Annotated in this window: 10 protein-coding genes, 2 pseudogenes and 1 riboswitch; of the genes and pseudogenes, 2 read left to right on the forward strand and 10 right to left on the reverse strand. The window is 65.1% G+C overall.

Features of this window, described 5'->3' with window-relative positions; genetic code table 11:
* Positions 1-178 precede the first annotated feature (178 nt).
* The gene (locus tag V474_RS14420) at positions 179-1,855 is read left to right on the forward strand and encodes a hypothetical protein (RefSeq protein WP_059152189.1); all 1,677 of its coding nucleotides are present in this window, start codon (positions 179-181) and stop codon (positions 1,853-1,855) included.
* Positions 1,856-2,059: 204 nt separating this feature from the next.
* On the opposite strand, the gene V474_RS14425 is transcribed toward V474_RS14420, so the two are convergent.
* The 3 genes from V474_RS14425 to V474_RS14435 form a co-directional block, all read right to left on the reverse strand.
* Entirely contained in the window at positions 2,060-2,458 is a 399-nt protein-coding gene (locus tag V474_RS14425) for a hypothetical protein (protein WP_148649407.1), read from the reverse strand.
* Between the two features lie 299 nt (positions 2,459-2,757).
* Complete coding sequence (locus V474_RS14430; protein WP_201786041.1) at positions 2,758-3,207, reverse strand: hypothetical protein; 450 nt, start codon at positions 3,205-3,207, stop codon at positions 2,758-2,760.
* The gene (locus tag V474_RS14435; protein WP_148649408.1) at positions 3,161-4,081 is read right to left on the reverse strand and encodes a hypothetical protein; all 921 of its coding nucleotides are present in this window, start codon (positions 4,079-4,081) and stop codon (positions 3,161-3,163) included. The genes V474_RS14430 and V474_RS14435 overlap by 47 nt, the downstream gene beginning before the upstream one ends.
* A gap of 237 nt (positions 4,082-4,318) precedes the next feature.
* Here V474_RS14435 and V474_RS24965 point away from each other — a divergent pair, with 237 nt between their 5' ends.
* Positions 4,319-4,690 carry a response regulator gene (locus tag V474_RS24965; protein ID WP_082699832.1) on the forward strand — a complete coding sequence of 124 codons (372 nt, stop codon included), beginning with the start codon at positions 4,319-4,321 and terminating at the stop codon, positions 4,688-4,690.
* Positions 4,691-4,692: 2 nt separating this feature from the next.
* Here the strand turns inward: V474_RS24965 and V474_RS14440 are convergent.
* The 7 genes and pseudogenes from V474_RS14440 to V474_RS26830 form a co-directional block, all read right to left on the reverse strand.
* Positions 4,693-4,903 (reverse strand): annotated as a pseudogene (locus V474_RS14440) (IS1380 family transposase); the annotation flags it as partial.
* A gap of 104 nt (positions 4,904-5,007) precedes the next feature.
* Positions 5,008-5,577, reverse strand: a complete 570-nt coding sequence (gene pnuC / locus V474_RS14445; RefSeq protein ID WP_059152194.1) for a nicotinamide riboside transporter PnuC — start codon at positions 5,575-5,577, stop codon at positions 5,008-5,010.
* Positions 5,577-6,694 (reverse strand): annotated as a pseudogene (locus V474_RS14450) (phosphotransferase enzyme family protein). The gene pnuC and the pseudogene V474_RS14450 overlap by 1 nt, the downstream one beginning before the upstream one ends.
* 32 nt (positions 6,695-6,726) lie before the next feature.
* On the reverse strand, positions 6,727-9,018 hold the full coding sequence (locus V474_RS14455) for a TonB-dependent receptor (RefSeq protein WP_059152553.1): 2,292 nt from the start codon (positions 9,016-9,018) through the stop codon (positions 6,727-6,729).
* Between the two features lie 36 nt (positions 9,019-9,054).
* Positions 9,055-9,164, reverse strand: a riboswitch (TPP riboswitch).
* 92 nt (positions 9,165-9,256) lie between these two features.
* Positions 9,257-10,264 (reverse strand): SDR family NAD(P)-dependent oxidoreductase, encoded by a 1,008-nt coding sequence (locus V474_RS14460; protein ID WP_059152554.1) that lies wholly within the window; start codon positions 10,262-10,264, stop codon positions 9,257-9,259.
* Positions 10,265-10,352: 88 nt separating this feature from the next.
* Positions 10,353-11,282, reverse strand: coding sequence for an autotransporter domain-containing protein (locus tag V474_RS14465; protein ID WP_059152195.1), 930 nt, complete (start codon positions 11,280-11,282; stop codon positions 10,353-10,355).
* Between the two features lie 5 nt (positions 11,283-11,287).
* Positions 11,288-13,423, reverse strand: coding sequence for an ATP-binding protein (locus V474_RS26830; protein ID WP_059152196.1), 2,136 nt, complete (start codon positions 13,421-13,423; stop codon positions 11,288-11,290).
* Between the last annotated feature and the right edge of the window lie 376 nt (positions 13,424-13,799).

Below are 13,799 nucleotides of genomic sequence, written 5' to 3' on the forward strand. Positions count from 1 at the left end.
ACGCATATGGCTCTCTGCGATGATGGAGATTGGGCATCGAACCGATGCCTGCGTGGCCTGAACCCTTCTACGTGTGAAATGTGATGCAGTCCTTAGTTTGGCATTCAGCATTATCCCAGGCCGACAAGATCTTTGATCGTTCGAGCCACACCGCTGCCGCCTGCAGGAAAGCGACCCGATGAGCGCACTTAAGACTTTTCTCAAATGGCTGCTGCGGCGCGGATTGCTTTATCTGGCGCTGGTGGCCGCGTTTGCTCTCTCTCCGTTCGTCCTCAACGCTTGGCGCTCGGCGAAAGATTCGAAGGGAAATTACGTGACGTTGGCGGGTACGCGTCAGGCGCTCGATGCGGATGTCATGGCGCTGCAGGCCGTATTCGATCGTGAGCGTGCGGCCGCCAAGCGCGCGAGCAGCGCCGCATTGCAGGGGCGTATAGACGAGACTGCTGCCGAGCTTGAGAAGGAACGCACCAACCCGCCTGGCAACAATTTCGCGGTCTTGCTGAAGGGCGGAGCACAAGGCGTTCGCACCAACGAGATGCGCAAGCTGCGCATAGTCCTGCTGCAGCGTGAACTGGAAGCGCTGCAACGGGCCCGAGATTTCGCGAAAGCCCGCGAAAAGCCGGATCAGTTGCGCCGGGAATATGCGCGCTTGCGCCCTGCCTGCCTCGACGCGATCAACGCCCTGCGCAGCTATGAAGCGACTTGGCTCGGCCGCGTGAACACATGGGTGGATAGCAACGAGCACAAGGCGCTCGCCAGACGCCGTGCCGATACCTGCGTTCCGGCCCAAAAGGCGCTGCAGGCATGGCAAGACCGGCGCGCGCTCGATGCCGCCCTCCGCAAGGCGGAAATAGCCTTCGACATCACCGGTGCTGGTCTTGGCGACGAGATGGTACGGGCATTGCAGCCATTGCAGGATGCAACGCATGATGCACGCACGGCATGGCGCGGAACCCTGCCGGAAAAGCTGCGCCTTTGGGCTGAGAAATGGCATGTCAAGGACGTGCTATGGGGCGCTTTCAAGGCTTTGCTGCTCATCATGGCGATGCCCTACCTGATCCGCCTGCTGTTCTGGTTCGTGTTCGCGCCGTTGGCCGAACGCCGCCCCGCAATCCGGCTTGCCGTGCCCGGTGGGGAGAGACGTTCGATCGCTCCGGCGGAGCGCAGCACCACATCGGTCGCCGTGCGTTTGGGCAGCGGGGAGGAGTTGCTGGTGCGGCAAGACTACTTGCAGACGACCTCCCATACAGGTTCGAAGACGACACGCTGGCTACTCGACTGGCGCCACCCGCTGTCTAGCATCGCCACCGGGCTCACCTTCCTTACCTGCATCCGGGGCGACGACGAAGTCACTACGGTATCGGCGGTGCGCGATCCCTTCGCCGAGGTGACGGTGCTGGAACTCCCTATAGGCGCATCGTGCGCGCTGCAGCCGCGCGCGCTGGCCGCGGTGGCGCAGCCGGGGGCGCGGCCGCTGCGCATTACTTCGCACTGGCGGCTCTTCTCACTCAACGCCTGGCTGACGCTTCAGCTTCGCTATCTGGTGTTTCATGGCCCTTGCCGCTTGGTGGTCAAGGGCGGGCGAGGAGTGCGTGTGGAACGAGCAGAGCGCGGCCGGGTGTTCGGACAGGCGCAGCTGGTCGGCTTTTCGGCGGACCTGGCCTATTCGGTCACCCGGACCGAGACGTTCTGGCCATATTTTCTCGGCCATGAACAACTGTTCAAGGACAGAGTGGAGGCAGGCGAAGGAATCCTCGTGATCGAGGAAGCGCCGATGGCCGGACGCGGTGGCGGCGAGGCGCGCAAGGGGCTGGAAGGCGCATTCGATGCGCTGACCAAGGCCGTCGGGATGTAATGAAGTTGACCGATCCGGCCGCCGGTCGCAATCGCTACATCTGCCTAGCGCTATTTAACTCTCGTAGGAGCTATCGTGATCGCAGGCACTCGACTTGCATCACGAATCTAAGCCTCGTTTGATCGCTTCCAGCAAGGCGCGAAACGCCGTGCCAGGCCGGCAGGCAGCCAATAGGGGATATTGGTACTGCGCCGGACAGCCGGATCATGATCCGCACGCTGCTTTGTGAAGGACGTAGCTGGCGAATGGTTTTTCAACGCCTTTCCGGTCGCGAGCTGCGATTTGCCATGTCAGGCGATCTCCCGAGATGCGCCACCGGTTTACAAAGGCATTGTCGGAATATTGGTATGTCATCTCAATTCCATCCGCGCTGCCGATGCCGCGCCCCGGCGCCGCGAAGGCGCCTCCGAAACTATCCGCCCAATATCCGACAATCTGATCGGCTTTTGGCCCGGATTGTTTGCCAGTTCCCCCGAAGACCAGGTGAGCCGCATATTGATCATCGGGATCGTCGATTGCGCTGCTCACAGCCTCGATAGCCAGCATAGCACCCTGAACGATCAGATAGGCGTTCACGGCTAAGGCGACCGGTTTGCCCGTCACGTCCCCGCTTCCTTCCCAGCAGCCTTCGAGGACCATCACGGAAGGCGGTACCGGCGAGGATGGTTGCTCCGCGCAATGGGCATCTGTCGACGCGGCCAACCATACAGTAGCGGCACAGCAAAGCTTAGCGAACATTGATCCCCCTGATTTGGTCCCCCTGTTTAGAAAGCGACGGCAAGGAAGCAAGGAATGCCTATCGAGAATAACTGGCGGCGGGCGGCTTGCCCACGGCGACCGGCTGCCAGGGCGCTCGATACACCGGCCGGCGCACCACGGCGAGCATTCAGGCCAGCAGGCGTTCAGGTCAAATTGTCGAGCGGGGCCAGGAACATCGTTTTAAGCTTCCGGCGTGTGGCCATGGCGTCGTCGTAGTCGTCTCGGAACCGCCCCATGGCCTCGCAGGAGATGAATTTCCCCTTGGCCTGAACCACTGCATCGCACGACTTGATCCATAACGCGCGATGCTCGGAGCCTGCCCGCTCCAGCGCTTGTGCCTCATCGCAAACCGTCCTCGCATTATCAGTGCAGGCTTGGGAAAGTGCCACATAAGCAAGGAAGTCGGCCCTTGCGTAGCGGCTCGGCGCAGCGGCGCGTACGGCGATGACCGTCGCGGCGAAGAAGTGGCACCTTTCGGGGTGGATCCGGGCCGCCTGCTGAGCGTGTGCCGGCCCAGCAAGGCGACCGACAACGCGGTGGCGCGGATCATTGCGCGGTGCATGCCGGATCGGCGCATACGAAGGGAACGTCATCGCCGTCCGTGGGAGCAAGGCTCGCGTGGAAGCGCAGATCCTGTGGTGTGGCGGCCAGAACCGTGATTTCGATGTCGCGGATATGGATTGTCTTCTGGGAAGCCGGAAAGCGCATCGTCTGGGCGCTGCTGGCATGCGCGAGATCATCGATGCTGTAGCCGCGCAAATCGAAGGCCAGTTCTCCCTTTTCGATCCCGCGATAGGCAATATCGTAGATCGTGCCGCTTTCGATCGTATCGTAATTTCGGGCGTCGGGAATTTCCACCCCCTTGGCATAGTCGCGCGGCGGGACGACGGCGTGACCCGCCGTGGTCGCCTGCGGGGTTCCGAAGGTGTCGGGCGAGGGCGCCGTCGAGCGAATGACCGGCACCTTGGGGTCCTCGCGCATCCGTTCGTGCAGGTCTGCCGGGCTGACCGAAGCGTCGGTGTCGGCGATCAGCGCTTCGGCGAAAGCGACTTGGTCGATCGCCAGAGGGAAGCCGTCGGTCCGCGTTCGATCGGCAGCGCAGACGAACTGCAACTGCGCAGCCCCCACCGACCCGGCCTCTACCGGGTTAGGGCCAGCGTAGCTCAGCGCCGTCTCATCAAGCCTTTCATCATCTTCGCCGTAGCGCAGGACCAGGTCCCACGTTTCGGTGTTGTCGCTGCAGTCGCCGATCATGGAGGCGCGCAGCGAGGCAGCGGGGTTGCCGGGTTCGCGCAGGATCTGGCTGGCCTCGTACCGGACCATGTCGCCTTCGCGCGTGATGGATTCGGCATCGACGAACAGCACCTTGTCAGCGCCTTGCGTCACGTACCACCACTGCGAGGCCCGCGCCTGCGCCATCGACGGACAGAGCGCGAACAACCCGCAGGCAAGAATTCCAGGCTTCATCCAACCTCCCCGGCCATTACGACTACCTTAGACGGCACAAACCGCAGCTTACAACTGCCGCTGTTTCCGCGGCGGCGATGCGATCACTTCAGGAGGTGGCGAAATTGGGGTGAGGAGGAGCCGCGCCGCGTCAGATCGTGCCTTTCAGGCAGCCGCCGTTCAGGCAGTTCCTGCCATGGCGCGGAACCGGAGAGCCGTGGCAGCCTTAATGCCTCATGATTGCAAGCAGAGTTCTTGATGACCGTTGAAGTTCTGATCGTCGATGATGCCCCCTTCGTTGCCCTCGACCTGGAGGATACGGTATTCGAGGCTGGATTTGTCGCTCTACGTCCCTGCGGCTCGGTCAGCGGCGCACTCGCCCTTCTGGATCGACGATTACCCGATTGTGCGATTTTGGACATACGCTTGGCCGACGGCGATGTTTTTCCTGTCGCCGATCGCTTGCAGGACGCGGGTGTGCCGATAATATTTCACTCGGGAATTTCCGATACCTCCGCGGTAAGGGGGCGATATCCTGGCGCGTATTTCTGCTTGAAGCCCTGTCCGCAAGCCGAGCTTTCAGAGACACTGCGCCGTGCGATTTTCAGCAAGTCTCAGGTAATTTCGTAGAAAGGCAACTTGCCCAGCGCCAGGCGAAAACCCGGATCGTCACGCAAGGCGTCAAGGTCATAGGCATCCTGATAGCCGCACGCGATCGCGAACACGCGCGCGCGACGTGAGGAGGCCACCGGCGAAAGCTGCGGCGACTTTCTTGCGATGCACCGCTGAGAAGCGGAATGGGCCTGCGACATCATCGTTCATGGCGGGTGCGCCCTGTGGCATTTTCTGCCCTGCGACAGGGCCGGCGTAGACACCCGGTTCCTGACAAAGATCAGAGGCTTATGTCACTCCCGGTAACCCTGGCCGAGCTCGATGAATAAGGCGCGCTAAACAGGAACAGACATAGGGGCCGCTTGCCGCCAGCGCCTGTAGCCGATCACGGCGAGGGCGATCATCGCTGCATAAAGGCCGGCGGTCAGCCACAGGCCCTTGAATACGAACATCCCTACGTAAAGTACGTCCACCGCGATCCACAGTAACCAGCTGGCCGCCTGCCGCCGGGCGGTCCAGTATTGGGCGACCAGGCTGAAACTGCTGAGCCCGGCATCCATCCATGGCAGCGCGGCGTCGGTATGGTGGCTGGTGAACCAGCCTATCGCGGCGGCGCCCAGCGCGCCTGCCGCCATGCCGGCGCCTGCCTGCCGGGGGCTGAGGGGCCTTACCGCGACGGTTCCGTCATCGCCCTTGCCTTTCGACCATGCTGCCCAGCCGTACAGGATCGCTATGCCGAACAGCGCTTGCAGGACCATGTCCGAATAGAGGCGCACGTCGAGGAACAGCTTGAAGTACAGGGCGCAGGCCAGCAGGCTGACCGGCCAGCACAGCAGCCAGCGTTTCGCGGTGAGCCAGATGCCCAGGAAGCTGACGGCGACGGCGATGATTTCCAGTGGCGACATCAGAGCCGCACCTCGTTGTGTGCGAGTGCGCCGTGCCTGACTTGCGCAAGAAAGTCCTGTCCCGCAGGCGACAGGAACCAGTCGGCGTGACCGATGAGATAGCCATTCCACGCCAGCGCAGCCTGATCGGGATCGGCCAGGATACCGGCGAAGTAATCGACTTCCGAAAGGGCGAACTCGATATGAACCAGCGGCAGCAGGGCTATCGTGGTTGCCAGGTCCTCGCGGCTCAGCGGCAGTACCGCGTGGTAACCGGCGATCACCGCCAGCGCGGCCTGCGCATCGGCGGGCGCGTGATCGGGTTCGAGCCAGGGGATTGCCGTGCGCTCGATGGCGGCGGCGAGGTCGTGGAGCGCGCAGGTCTGCTCTGCCAAACCGAAATCGAAGGTGGTGACAACCGTGCCCTCGTCTGACCAGAGGAGGTTGGAGGGGTGCCAGTCACCGTGCGTCCACAGCGTGGGCTGGCGCGCCAACTGCGGGGAGAGGCCGGCACCGAGCGCGGCAAACAGGCGCGCCAGTTCCTCAACCCACGGCTTACCCCGCAGAAAGGCAGCCAACGCCGGGCGAGCCGCAACATAAGCCTGCGCTGCCGCCAGCGGATCGGGCGCGGGCAGGATCGTGAAGCTGGCGACGAGAGGATGGGACCCGCGTGGGGACGCATCGAAACCGCGCGCGGCACGATGCAACCGTGCCAGCGCCGCGCCCGCCTCATGGGCGTGGCGGTGGGAGAGAAACGGCGTCCAGGATGGCCGGTCGCGGTAGAGGTCAAGGCCAGGGGCGCTGCGATGCAGTTCGTAGGTCCAGTCGCCGTTTTCCATGGCCCCGCGGCCCGCGGCCGTCAGCATGACCTCCGGCACTGACAGCCCGGAGCTGCGCAGATACGCCATGAAGACATGTTCCTGCTCAAGCGCCGCCGCCGTGCGCACCTGCCGGTGATGGCGTTTGAGCAGGAAGGTGCCGCCGACCGTCTCCACCAGCGCCGCCGCCGAGAACGGGCGCGGCGAATGCCAGCGCAAGGCGGTCATCGCCCCGGCTGCGGGAAAACGCGCAAGGATCGCCTCGGCCTCGGCGGGGGGGTGATGGCGGGCCATGTCGGCGCCTCCAGCGCGGTGCCCATGCCGTGGACGAGATGGTCCTGCGCGCTCACGATCAGAAAGCGCGCGAAAGCGTCGCCACGAAGGCCCGGCCGCTGCCCACGTAATACCCCGGAGCCGCACCTGCGATCACGGTACCGCCGCGCCCGACCGTATCGAGCGCATTGGTCGTGACCGTCTGCACGCCCGAAAGCACGCGCGGGTTGGTCACGTTGATCGCATTGAGACGCAGGTCCATGCGCTGCGCATCGATCAGCCCGGCAAGGTGAACGCCGATCGACAGGTCGAGCGTCGCATAGCCCTTGATGCTCTCGTCATTGGTGAACGTGGCGTATTGGCGGCCAACGTATTTCAGCGCGGTGCTGCCGAACAGCCGTCCGTCGTCATACGTGCTGCCCATGCCGAACTGGAAGGTCGGGGCGGCGACTGCGTGCTTCCCCCTCGTCGGCAGATAGTCGCCGCCGACGGCGAGGTCGTCGTTCAGCCGCGCGTGCAGGTATTCGCCCGAAAGATAGACGCTGACGCCCTTCGCGGGGCGATAGTCGATCTCGCCGTCCAGGCCGTAGGAAGTCTGGCTGCCGGCATTGATCGTGGAATTGACCAGCGCGCCGCCGCTGTCGATCACCGTCGCCACCTGCCGGTTGCGGAAGTGATAGTGGAAGGCGGTCAGCGAGAATGACAGGCTGGGGCCGATGTAGCGGTAGCCCAGTTCCTGCGAGACGGAATATTCGTTCTTGAGCGCGGTAGTGCCCCTGCTGACCACCTCGCCGCCGTAATAGCTGTCGTAGAGCGAGAACTCGTTGGGGGTGCGGAAGCTGGTGGCGATGTTGGCGAACAGCTGCTGGCGATCGTCCAACTGGTAATGCACCGCGGCGCGGGGCAGCGCGGCGAAGCTGTCGGCATCAATCTTCGACTGCGGGCCGGGCAGGTAATTGCGGCCATTGCGCAGCACGCTCACGCCCTTGAAGCCGATGTCCACGCCCAGACGCGGCGTAAGCGTGATGCTGTCGGCCAGGAAGAAGGCCTTGGTCACGGTTTCGGTGCGCGCGTTTTCATAGGCGAGCAGGCGGCCATCGGCGGTCTTGATCGCCTTGCTTTGATAGCCCCATTCGTCGACCGGGCGGCCATCGGCGCCGATTGAGGTGTAGGACTGGGTCACGCGGTCGGTGCCGTAATCGAACCAGACCCCCGCCGTGATCCGGTGGGCGCCCGCCTGAAGGGTGAACTTGCTGACATCGCCGACGCGGCGCTGCTTGCCAGTGTAGTTGCCCAGCACGGTCGCCACGCCGTCCACGGCGCCGGGCAGCGCGACAGGCTGTGCCAGTTCCTCTGCACCAAGATAGTTGCCGGTGGTGGCCAGCTGAGTGCCGTAGGGTGCGTTGCCGTGGCCGAACTGAAGGTAGGCGGAACTGTCGAATGTCAGCGTGTCGCTCAGCTTCAGGTGCAGCGGGGCGGCGAAATAGAGGCTGCGGAAAGGGCTGCGGTACAGGCGCCAGTAATTGGTGTTGCCGGCGGTGTAGCGCTTGTCGAAGTTGAAGCCGCGCCCGCTGGCATTCCATTCCGCCATGGTCGGGCTGGGATAAGTCGAGGTGCTGGCATCGTTGTAGGATAATGCGATGCTGGCGCGGTTGCCATCGCCCCATTCGCGCAGCAGCTTGGCGTCGACATGCTGGCGCTTGTCGAAGCCCGCGCCGCGCCAGTTGTCCGCCCGGTTGTTGGAATAGGAAACGAAGGCCTTCAGCCCGGTAGCCCCGATCGTTCCGGTATCAAGGCGTGCGAAGATGCGCCGCTCATCGTAGGACCCCACCGAGAGGTTGACCAGCCCGCCCGTCTCCGGCCGGGGATCGTCCAGCGTCAGCGACAGCAGGCCGCCCGCTGCGGCGACCACCGGAGCGTCGATATCGGCGGTGCCCTGCGACAGCGTCACCTGCCGGACGTTCTCGGCATCGGCGAACTGCGAGGGATAGGCGACATAATAGCCGATGTCGTTCTGCGGCGCGCCTTCCATCACCACGCCGATCTGGTCCTGCCCCAACCCGCGCAGGGTCAGGCTGGAATTGGCTGACAGTCCGTAAGGATCGGTGGTGGAAACATTGGCGCCGGGGAGCAGATTGACCAGCTGAAACGCATTCAGCGTCGGCGCCTGCTTGACGATGAAGTCAGACGAGATGGCGCTGACCGCCTTGGGCGCGGTCTGGTCGGGCAGCAAGCCTTCGGGGTCGGGATGGCCCAGGACCTGGATTTCCGCGCGTTCGGCGGCGTCATCGTCCGCCATGGCCACGGGCGCGAACAGCAGAGCCGGGAACGCCAGAGCGGCCCCGCCCAGAAACTTGAATTTACCAGCCATCTTCACGCGTCCACTCCATTCGGAAGGACAACGGGAAAAACTGCCGCTGGCCCTCCCTACGCCGGTATCAACCGGATCAGGTTCAGCGGGTCGTGGGCTGCTGCCCACCTCTCAGCCACACATAAGCGGCCCCCCGGGGATAGCCGCCGTCTAGGCCCGTTGATGCGCGGTGGGAAGAGGTAATGCGCGCAGGGGCGATATGTCGCCGGCAGGGGGGCTGGCGGGAGCTTTCGCTGCTCTAAAGCCCGGTGTAGGCGCGAAACCAGTCCGCGAAGCGCGGTACGCCGATTTCGATCGGGGTGCTGGGCGCATAGCCGGTGTCGCGGGTCAGGGCGGTGATGTCGGCGTATGTTGCGGGAACATCTCCGGGCTGCATCGGCAGGAGATTGCGCTGTGCCTTGCGGCCAAGGGCATCCTCCAGCACTTCGATCAGGCGCAGCAGGTGTTCCGAGCAGTTGTTGCCGATGTTGTAGAGCGCGTGCGGCTTGACGCTGCCGCCGGCCTTGGGCGCATCGTCGTCAGCCGGTGGGCGGTCCAGACAGGCGAGCACGCCGCCGACGATATCGTCGATATAGGTGAAGTCGCGGTGCATCTCGCCGTGGTTGTAGACGTCGATCGGGCGATCGGTGAGGATGCGCTCGGCGAACTTCCACATCGCCATGTCGGGGCGGCCCCAAGGGCCATAGACGGTGAAGAAGCGCAGGCCCGTCAGGGGCAGGCGGAACAGGTGGGCGTAAGTCTCGCTCATCAGTTCGTCCGCCTTCTTGGTGGCGGCGTAAAGCGATACCGGGTGGTCGGTGCGGTCCTCAACCGCGAAGGGCATCTTGGTGTTGCCGCCGTAGACAGAGCTGGAGCTGGCATAGACCATGTGGGCGACTTGCCGGGCGCGCGCCAGCTCCAGCATATTGACGTGACCGGCAAGGTTCGATGCCACGTAGGCCTGCGGGTTCTCCAGCGAGTAACGCACACCGGCCTGAGCGCCCAGATGCACGATCCGGTCGAAGTGGTGGGGCGCGAGGGCGGCGGTCAGCGCCGCCATGTCGGAAAAATCGAGGGCATGGAATTGGAAGCGATCGCCGTGGCTGGCGGTCAGCCTGTCCAGCCGGGCCTGTTTGAGCGAGACGGCGTAATAATCGTTGAGGTTGTCGATGCCGACCACTGCCTGCCCGCGCGCCATCAGCGCTTCGGCCACGGCCGCGCCGATGAAGCCAGCCGCGCCCGTTACCAGTACCGTTGTTTCCTTCATGTCGTTCGCCATGCCGCCTTCACATTTCATGCCCGTTACGGCTGCGGCCCTAACGCAAAAAGATGGATCAGATGATAACCGAACTTTTTTAGAACGATTTGCGCAAGGTTGCGCCGGCAGATGTGACGTTGCCCGCCTCCACCCCGAAACTGCGCGTGGCGAACAGGTCGATGTAAAGCCCCCGGCCCAGCTTCATGCTGGCGGTGGCCCCGGCTTCGAACCAGCTGTCGGCGTAGTGCTTGCTGTCGAGCATGAAATGTTGGCTGCCGTCTTCGTTCAAATCGTCGGACCGGCGCAGGCGCAGGGCCGAGATGCCGTTGCTGGTCCAGTTGCGCGAGATCGACAGGCCGGCGTAGTGGATGCCGCCACGGCCAAAGGCATGGTCCACGCGCACGGCGGCGTTGGCGGACCAGGTGGGCTCCCTGGTTTCCAGATCGGTCAGGCCCGAACCGGTAGGGGCGGGGCGCAGCAGGCGGCCGTTGGCGAAGGAGGCGGCCACGGTGGGCGTCATGTAGAAATTCGACCCCAGCGGCACAACGCGGCCGAAATCGCCGCCGATCGCATAGTAGTCGCTGCCCTTCGCGCCCGTGCTCGTGCGGCTTCCTGCAGCGGCGCTGATCCGTCCATAGTCCTGCCGGCCGTAGCTGGCCCAGCCGTCCACGACCCAATTGTCGAAATTGCCGCCAGCGCCGATTGTGCCGACGTAGTAATCCGAGGGCAGGGCGACATCGGCTTGCAGCAGGGTGCCGCTATAGCGCATCAGGCTGCCGCGCGCATAACCGCGGCCGATGCGGCGGGTGAGGCTGAGCGATTGCCAACTGCCGTCCGGGCCATCGTCGCGGTTGCTGATGCCGGCGGAAGCAGCCGCCGTCCACAGCGGCTGGACCTCGATTGGCGATGGACTTTCAGCGGGCGGCGTCTCGTTTGCGGAGGCGGTGACCGTTTCGGCGGTGTCCTGCGCTCTTGCAGGAGCAGGCATCAGGGCGAGCAGGGCAAGGGCCCAGGCATGCTTCCTCATGCCTGTCAGGCGACCTTGCGCAAAGTCGGATCGAAAGCTGCGGGCACGGAGACACGGGCGATGAAGCCGTCCTGCGCGTGCGCGAACGACACGTCGCCGCCGTGCGCGCGGGCGATCGAGCGGCATACCGCAAGACCCAGCCCGCTGCCCTTGCGGCCCGACTTGCGCGCCTCGTCGGTGCGGTAAAACGGCTCGAAGGCGCGGTCGAACTCGCCCTCCGGGATGCCGGGACCGGCATCGACGATCTCGGCCACGGCCTCGCCGCCGGACAGCGAGACACGCACGCGGGCGGTATCTCCGTATTTAACCGCGTTTTCGAGCAGGTTGCCCAGAAGGCGGCGGATGCCGACAGGATCGACGTCTACCGGTATGTTGGCATTACGCTCGATCTCGACCTTGCCGCCGACCATCTGCGCATCGGCTACGCTGCCGGCGATCAGTTCGGCGAAGTCCACGCGCTCGCGCGGGCCGGGGGTGGAGGCGTCGCGGATGAAGGCGATGACCTGGCTGATCATCGCTTCCATCTCGGTCACTTCGCGCAGCAGGCCTTCGCGCTGGTCGTCGGGTACGTCCTCGATGCGGAAGCGCAGGCGGGTAAGGGGGGTTCGCAGGTCATGGCTGATCGCACCGACCATCGCCGTGCGGTCGTCCACAAAGGCGCGCAGGCGGTTGCGCATCTGGTTGAAGGCATTGGCGGCGCGCCCGATCTCAGCCGGGCCGGAAAGCGGGAGGATGGTGGCGGACGGATCACGGCCAAGCTGCTCGGCGGCCGAGGCGAATTCGCGCAAGGGCAAAACGATGCGCCGAACGAACAGCCAGGCCAGCGGGCTGACAATCGCCAGCGATAGCGCGAACCACAGCATCACGCGGCTCTGCCAGGCGTTGGGGAATGGCTCGGCGCGCGGGGCGACCGCGATCCAGGTGCCGTCGCTCTGACGGGCTGCGGCCACGAAGTCCCCTTCGATGAACGGGGGCGATGCCATGTCGAACAGCGAATCGCGCGTCCTGCGGAACGGGATTGGCTGCGGCCTGGCGGTGACTTCGGCGGCGCGGACGGGCTCGGGGGCTACTGTCCGCGCCGGTGCGGCAGGGGCGGAGGGCTGGATGAACGGCGGCGCGATCGTTTGCGGTTGCAGCGCCGGTATGGGCGTCCGGACTGCCCTGGAAGGCGAGCTTGCCGGTTCGGCAGTCTCGGCCGTTCTGGGCGGGATGATCTGGACAGGTGCGGTCATCACCGGCACCGATGGCCCTGCGTTCATGCCCGGCCCCATGGCACCGCCGGGGCCGATCATGCCCCGGTTCGCGCCGCCGATGCCGCCGAAATCCCCGCGCCCGCCGATGCCGCCGACGCCGGTTCCGGGCTGGAAGCCCGCGCCGCCATTGCCGCCATTGCCGCTTGGTCCGGTCTGGGCGGGGGTGCCCTTAGCCGGATTGCCGGCAGCCGGAACTCCGGCAGTGGGCGCTCCGGGATTGCGGGGACCGCCGCCGGGCAGCCCGCTCGTGGGTCGGCCGACCCCGCCTTGCGGGAGGCCGGGGCGCGGTGTCGAGGATCCGGGGAAGCCGCCGCCGGGGCGTCCGGCGGGCCCGGCACTGCCGCCGGGGAACCCACCGCCGGGCATTCGGCCGCCGGGAAAGCCGCCGGAAGGCATGCCGCCGGAGCCGGGGCTGGCGCCAACGGGCGGACCGCCGGGGATGGCCTGCGCATGTACTTCCTCAACCAGCAGCGAGCCGAGCCCGCCGCCGCTTTTCTTCACTTCGACCGCGAGCGGCGAGCGTGCTTCGCTGGGGACGGCGACACCGCCCACGGGAAGCTGAGTGTAGAACGCCAAGACGACATCGCGCGAAGAGCGGCCAAGGCGCTGCGCCAGCGCCTCGCGCGAGGATTCGGATACCAGCCAGCCCTGGCCGCGCACATCCGGCGGGCCGCTCATCGCCTTGCGTTCGAGCCGCTCAGGCGGCGAGGCGCCGGTCAGCGCGGCAGCGACTTCGTCCATGTTCCACCGCGCGGTGGGGCGCGGGGGCAGCAGCACAGTCAGCGCAAGCGTTACCGCCTGCGCGGCCAGCAGCACGCACACCAAGATGGCGACCATTTGCATGGCAAGCGGCATGCCGAGCCGGCGCGGAAGGCTGGGGACGTTCATGGATGCTGCTTTGCCACGACGCCGCGGCGAATTCGAGGGAGTTGATGGCGGCAAGGCGCGCAGCGAGCGTTATTATGCGGAGCAGGGACAGGAGAGAGGGACACGTCCCTCCTGTCCCTGCTCCGCGCTCCCTCCGTTGGCCTGAAAGGCCGGTGGAGGGAGCAGTCACCTCGGAACGAGCCGGATGCGGTGCCGCCTGGGCCGGGCATCCGGATGGAAACTCTTGCGCCGTTTTCGCCCCGGCTGGGCGGCAGGTAGCTCACAGCTGTGTCAGTTTGTGGACTCCGGGTTACGTCCGTTACCGAACACCGGATAAAATCTTTTCCGGCTGGAGCAGGTATTCCGGGACCGTCGCCGAGCAGGGCGGGTGCGACTA

The organism is Novosphingobium barchaimii LL02 (assembly GCF_001046635.1).
Classification (GTDB): domain Bacteria; phylum Pseudomonadota; class Alphaproteobacteria; order Sphingomonadales; family Sphingomonadaceae; genus Novosphingobium; species Novosphingobium barchaimii.

Excerpts from the sequence above, each read along its gene's own strand:
- V474_RS14420 (WP_059152189.1), top strand. The coding sequence starts at position 179 with ATGAGCGCACTTAAGACTTTTCTCAAATGGCTGCTGCGGCGCGGATTG.
- V474_RS14430 (WP_201786041.1), bottom strand. The coding sequence starts at position 3,207 with ATGACGTTCCCTTCGTATGCGCCGATCCGGCATGCACCGCGCAATGAT.
- V474_RS14435 (WP_148649408.1), bottom strand. The coding sequence starts at position 4,081 with ATGAAGCCTGGAATTCTTGCCTGCGGGTTGTTCGCGCTCTGTCCGTCG.
- V474_RS24965 (WP_082699832.1), top strand. The coding sequence starts at position 4,319 with ATGACCGTTGAAGTTCTGATCGTCGATGATGCCCCCTTCGTTGCCCTC.
- pnuC (WP_059152194.1), bottom strand. The coding sequence starts at position 5,577 with ATGTCGCCACTGGAAATCATCGCCGTCGCCGTCAGCTTCCTGGGCATC.
- V474_RS14455 (WP_059152553.1), bottom strand. The coding sequence starts at position 9,018 with ATGGCTGGTAAATTCAAGTTTCTGGGCGGGGCCGCTCTGGCGTTCCCG.
- V474_RS14460 (WP_059152554.1), bottom strand. The coding sequence starts at position 10,264 with ATGAAGGAAACAACGGTACTGGTAACGGGCGCGGCTGGCTTCATCGGC.
- V474_RS14465 (WP_059152195.1), bottom strand. The coding sequence starts at position 11,282 with ATGAGGAAGCATGCCTGGGCCCTTGCCCTGCTCGCCCTGATGCCTGCT.
- V474_RS26830 (WP_059152196.1), bottom strand. The coding sequence starts at position 13,423 with ATGAACGTCCCCAGCCTTCCGCGCCGGCTCGGCATGCCGCTTGCCATG.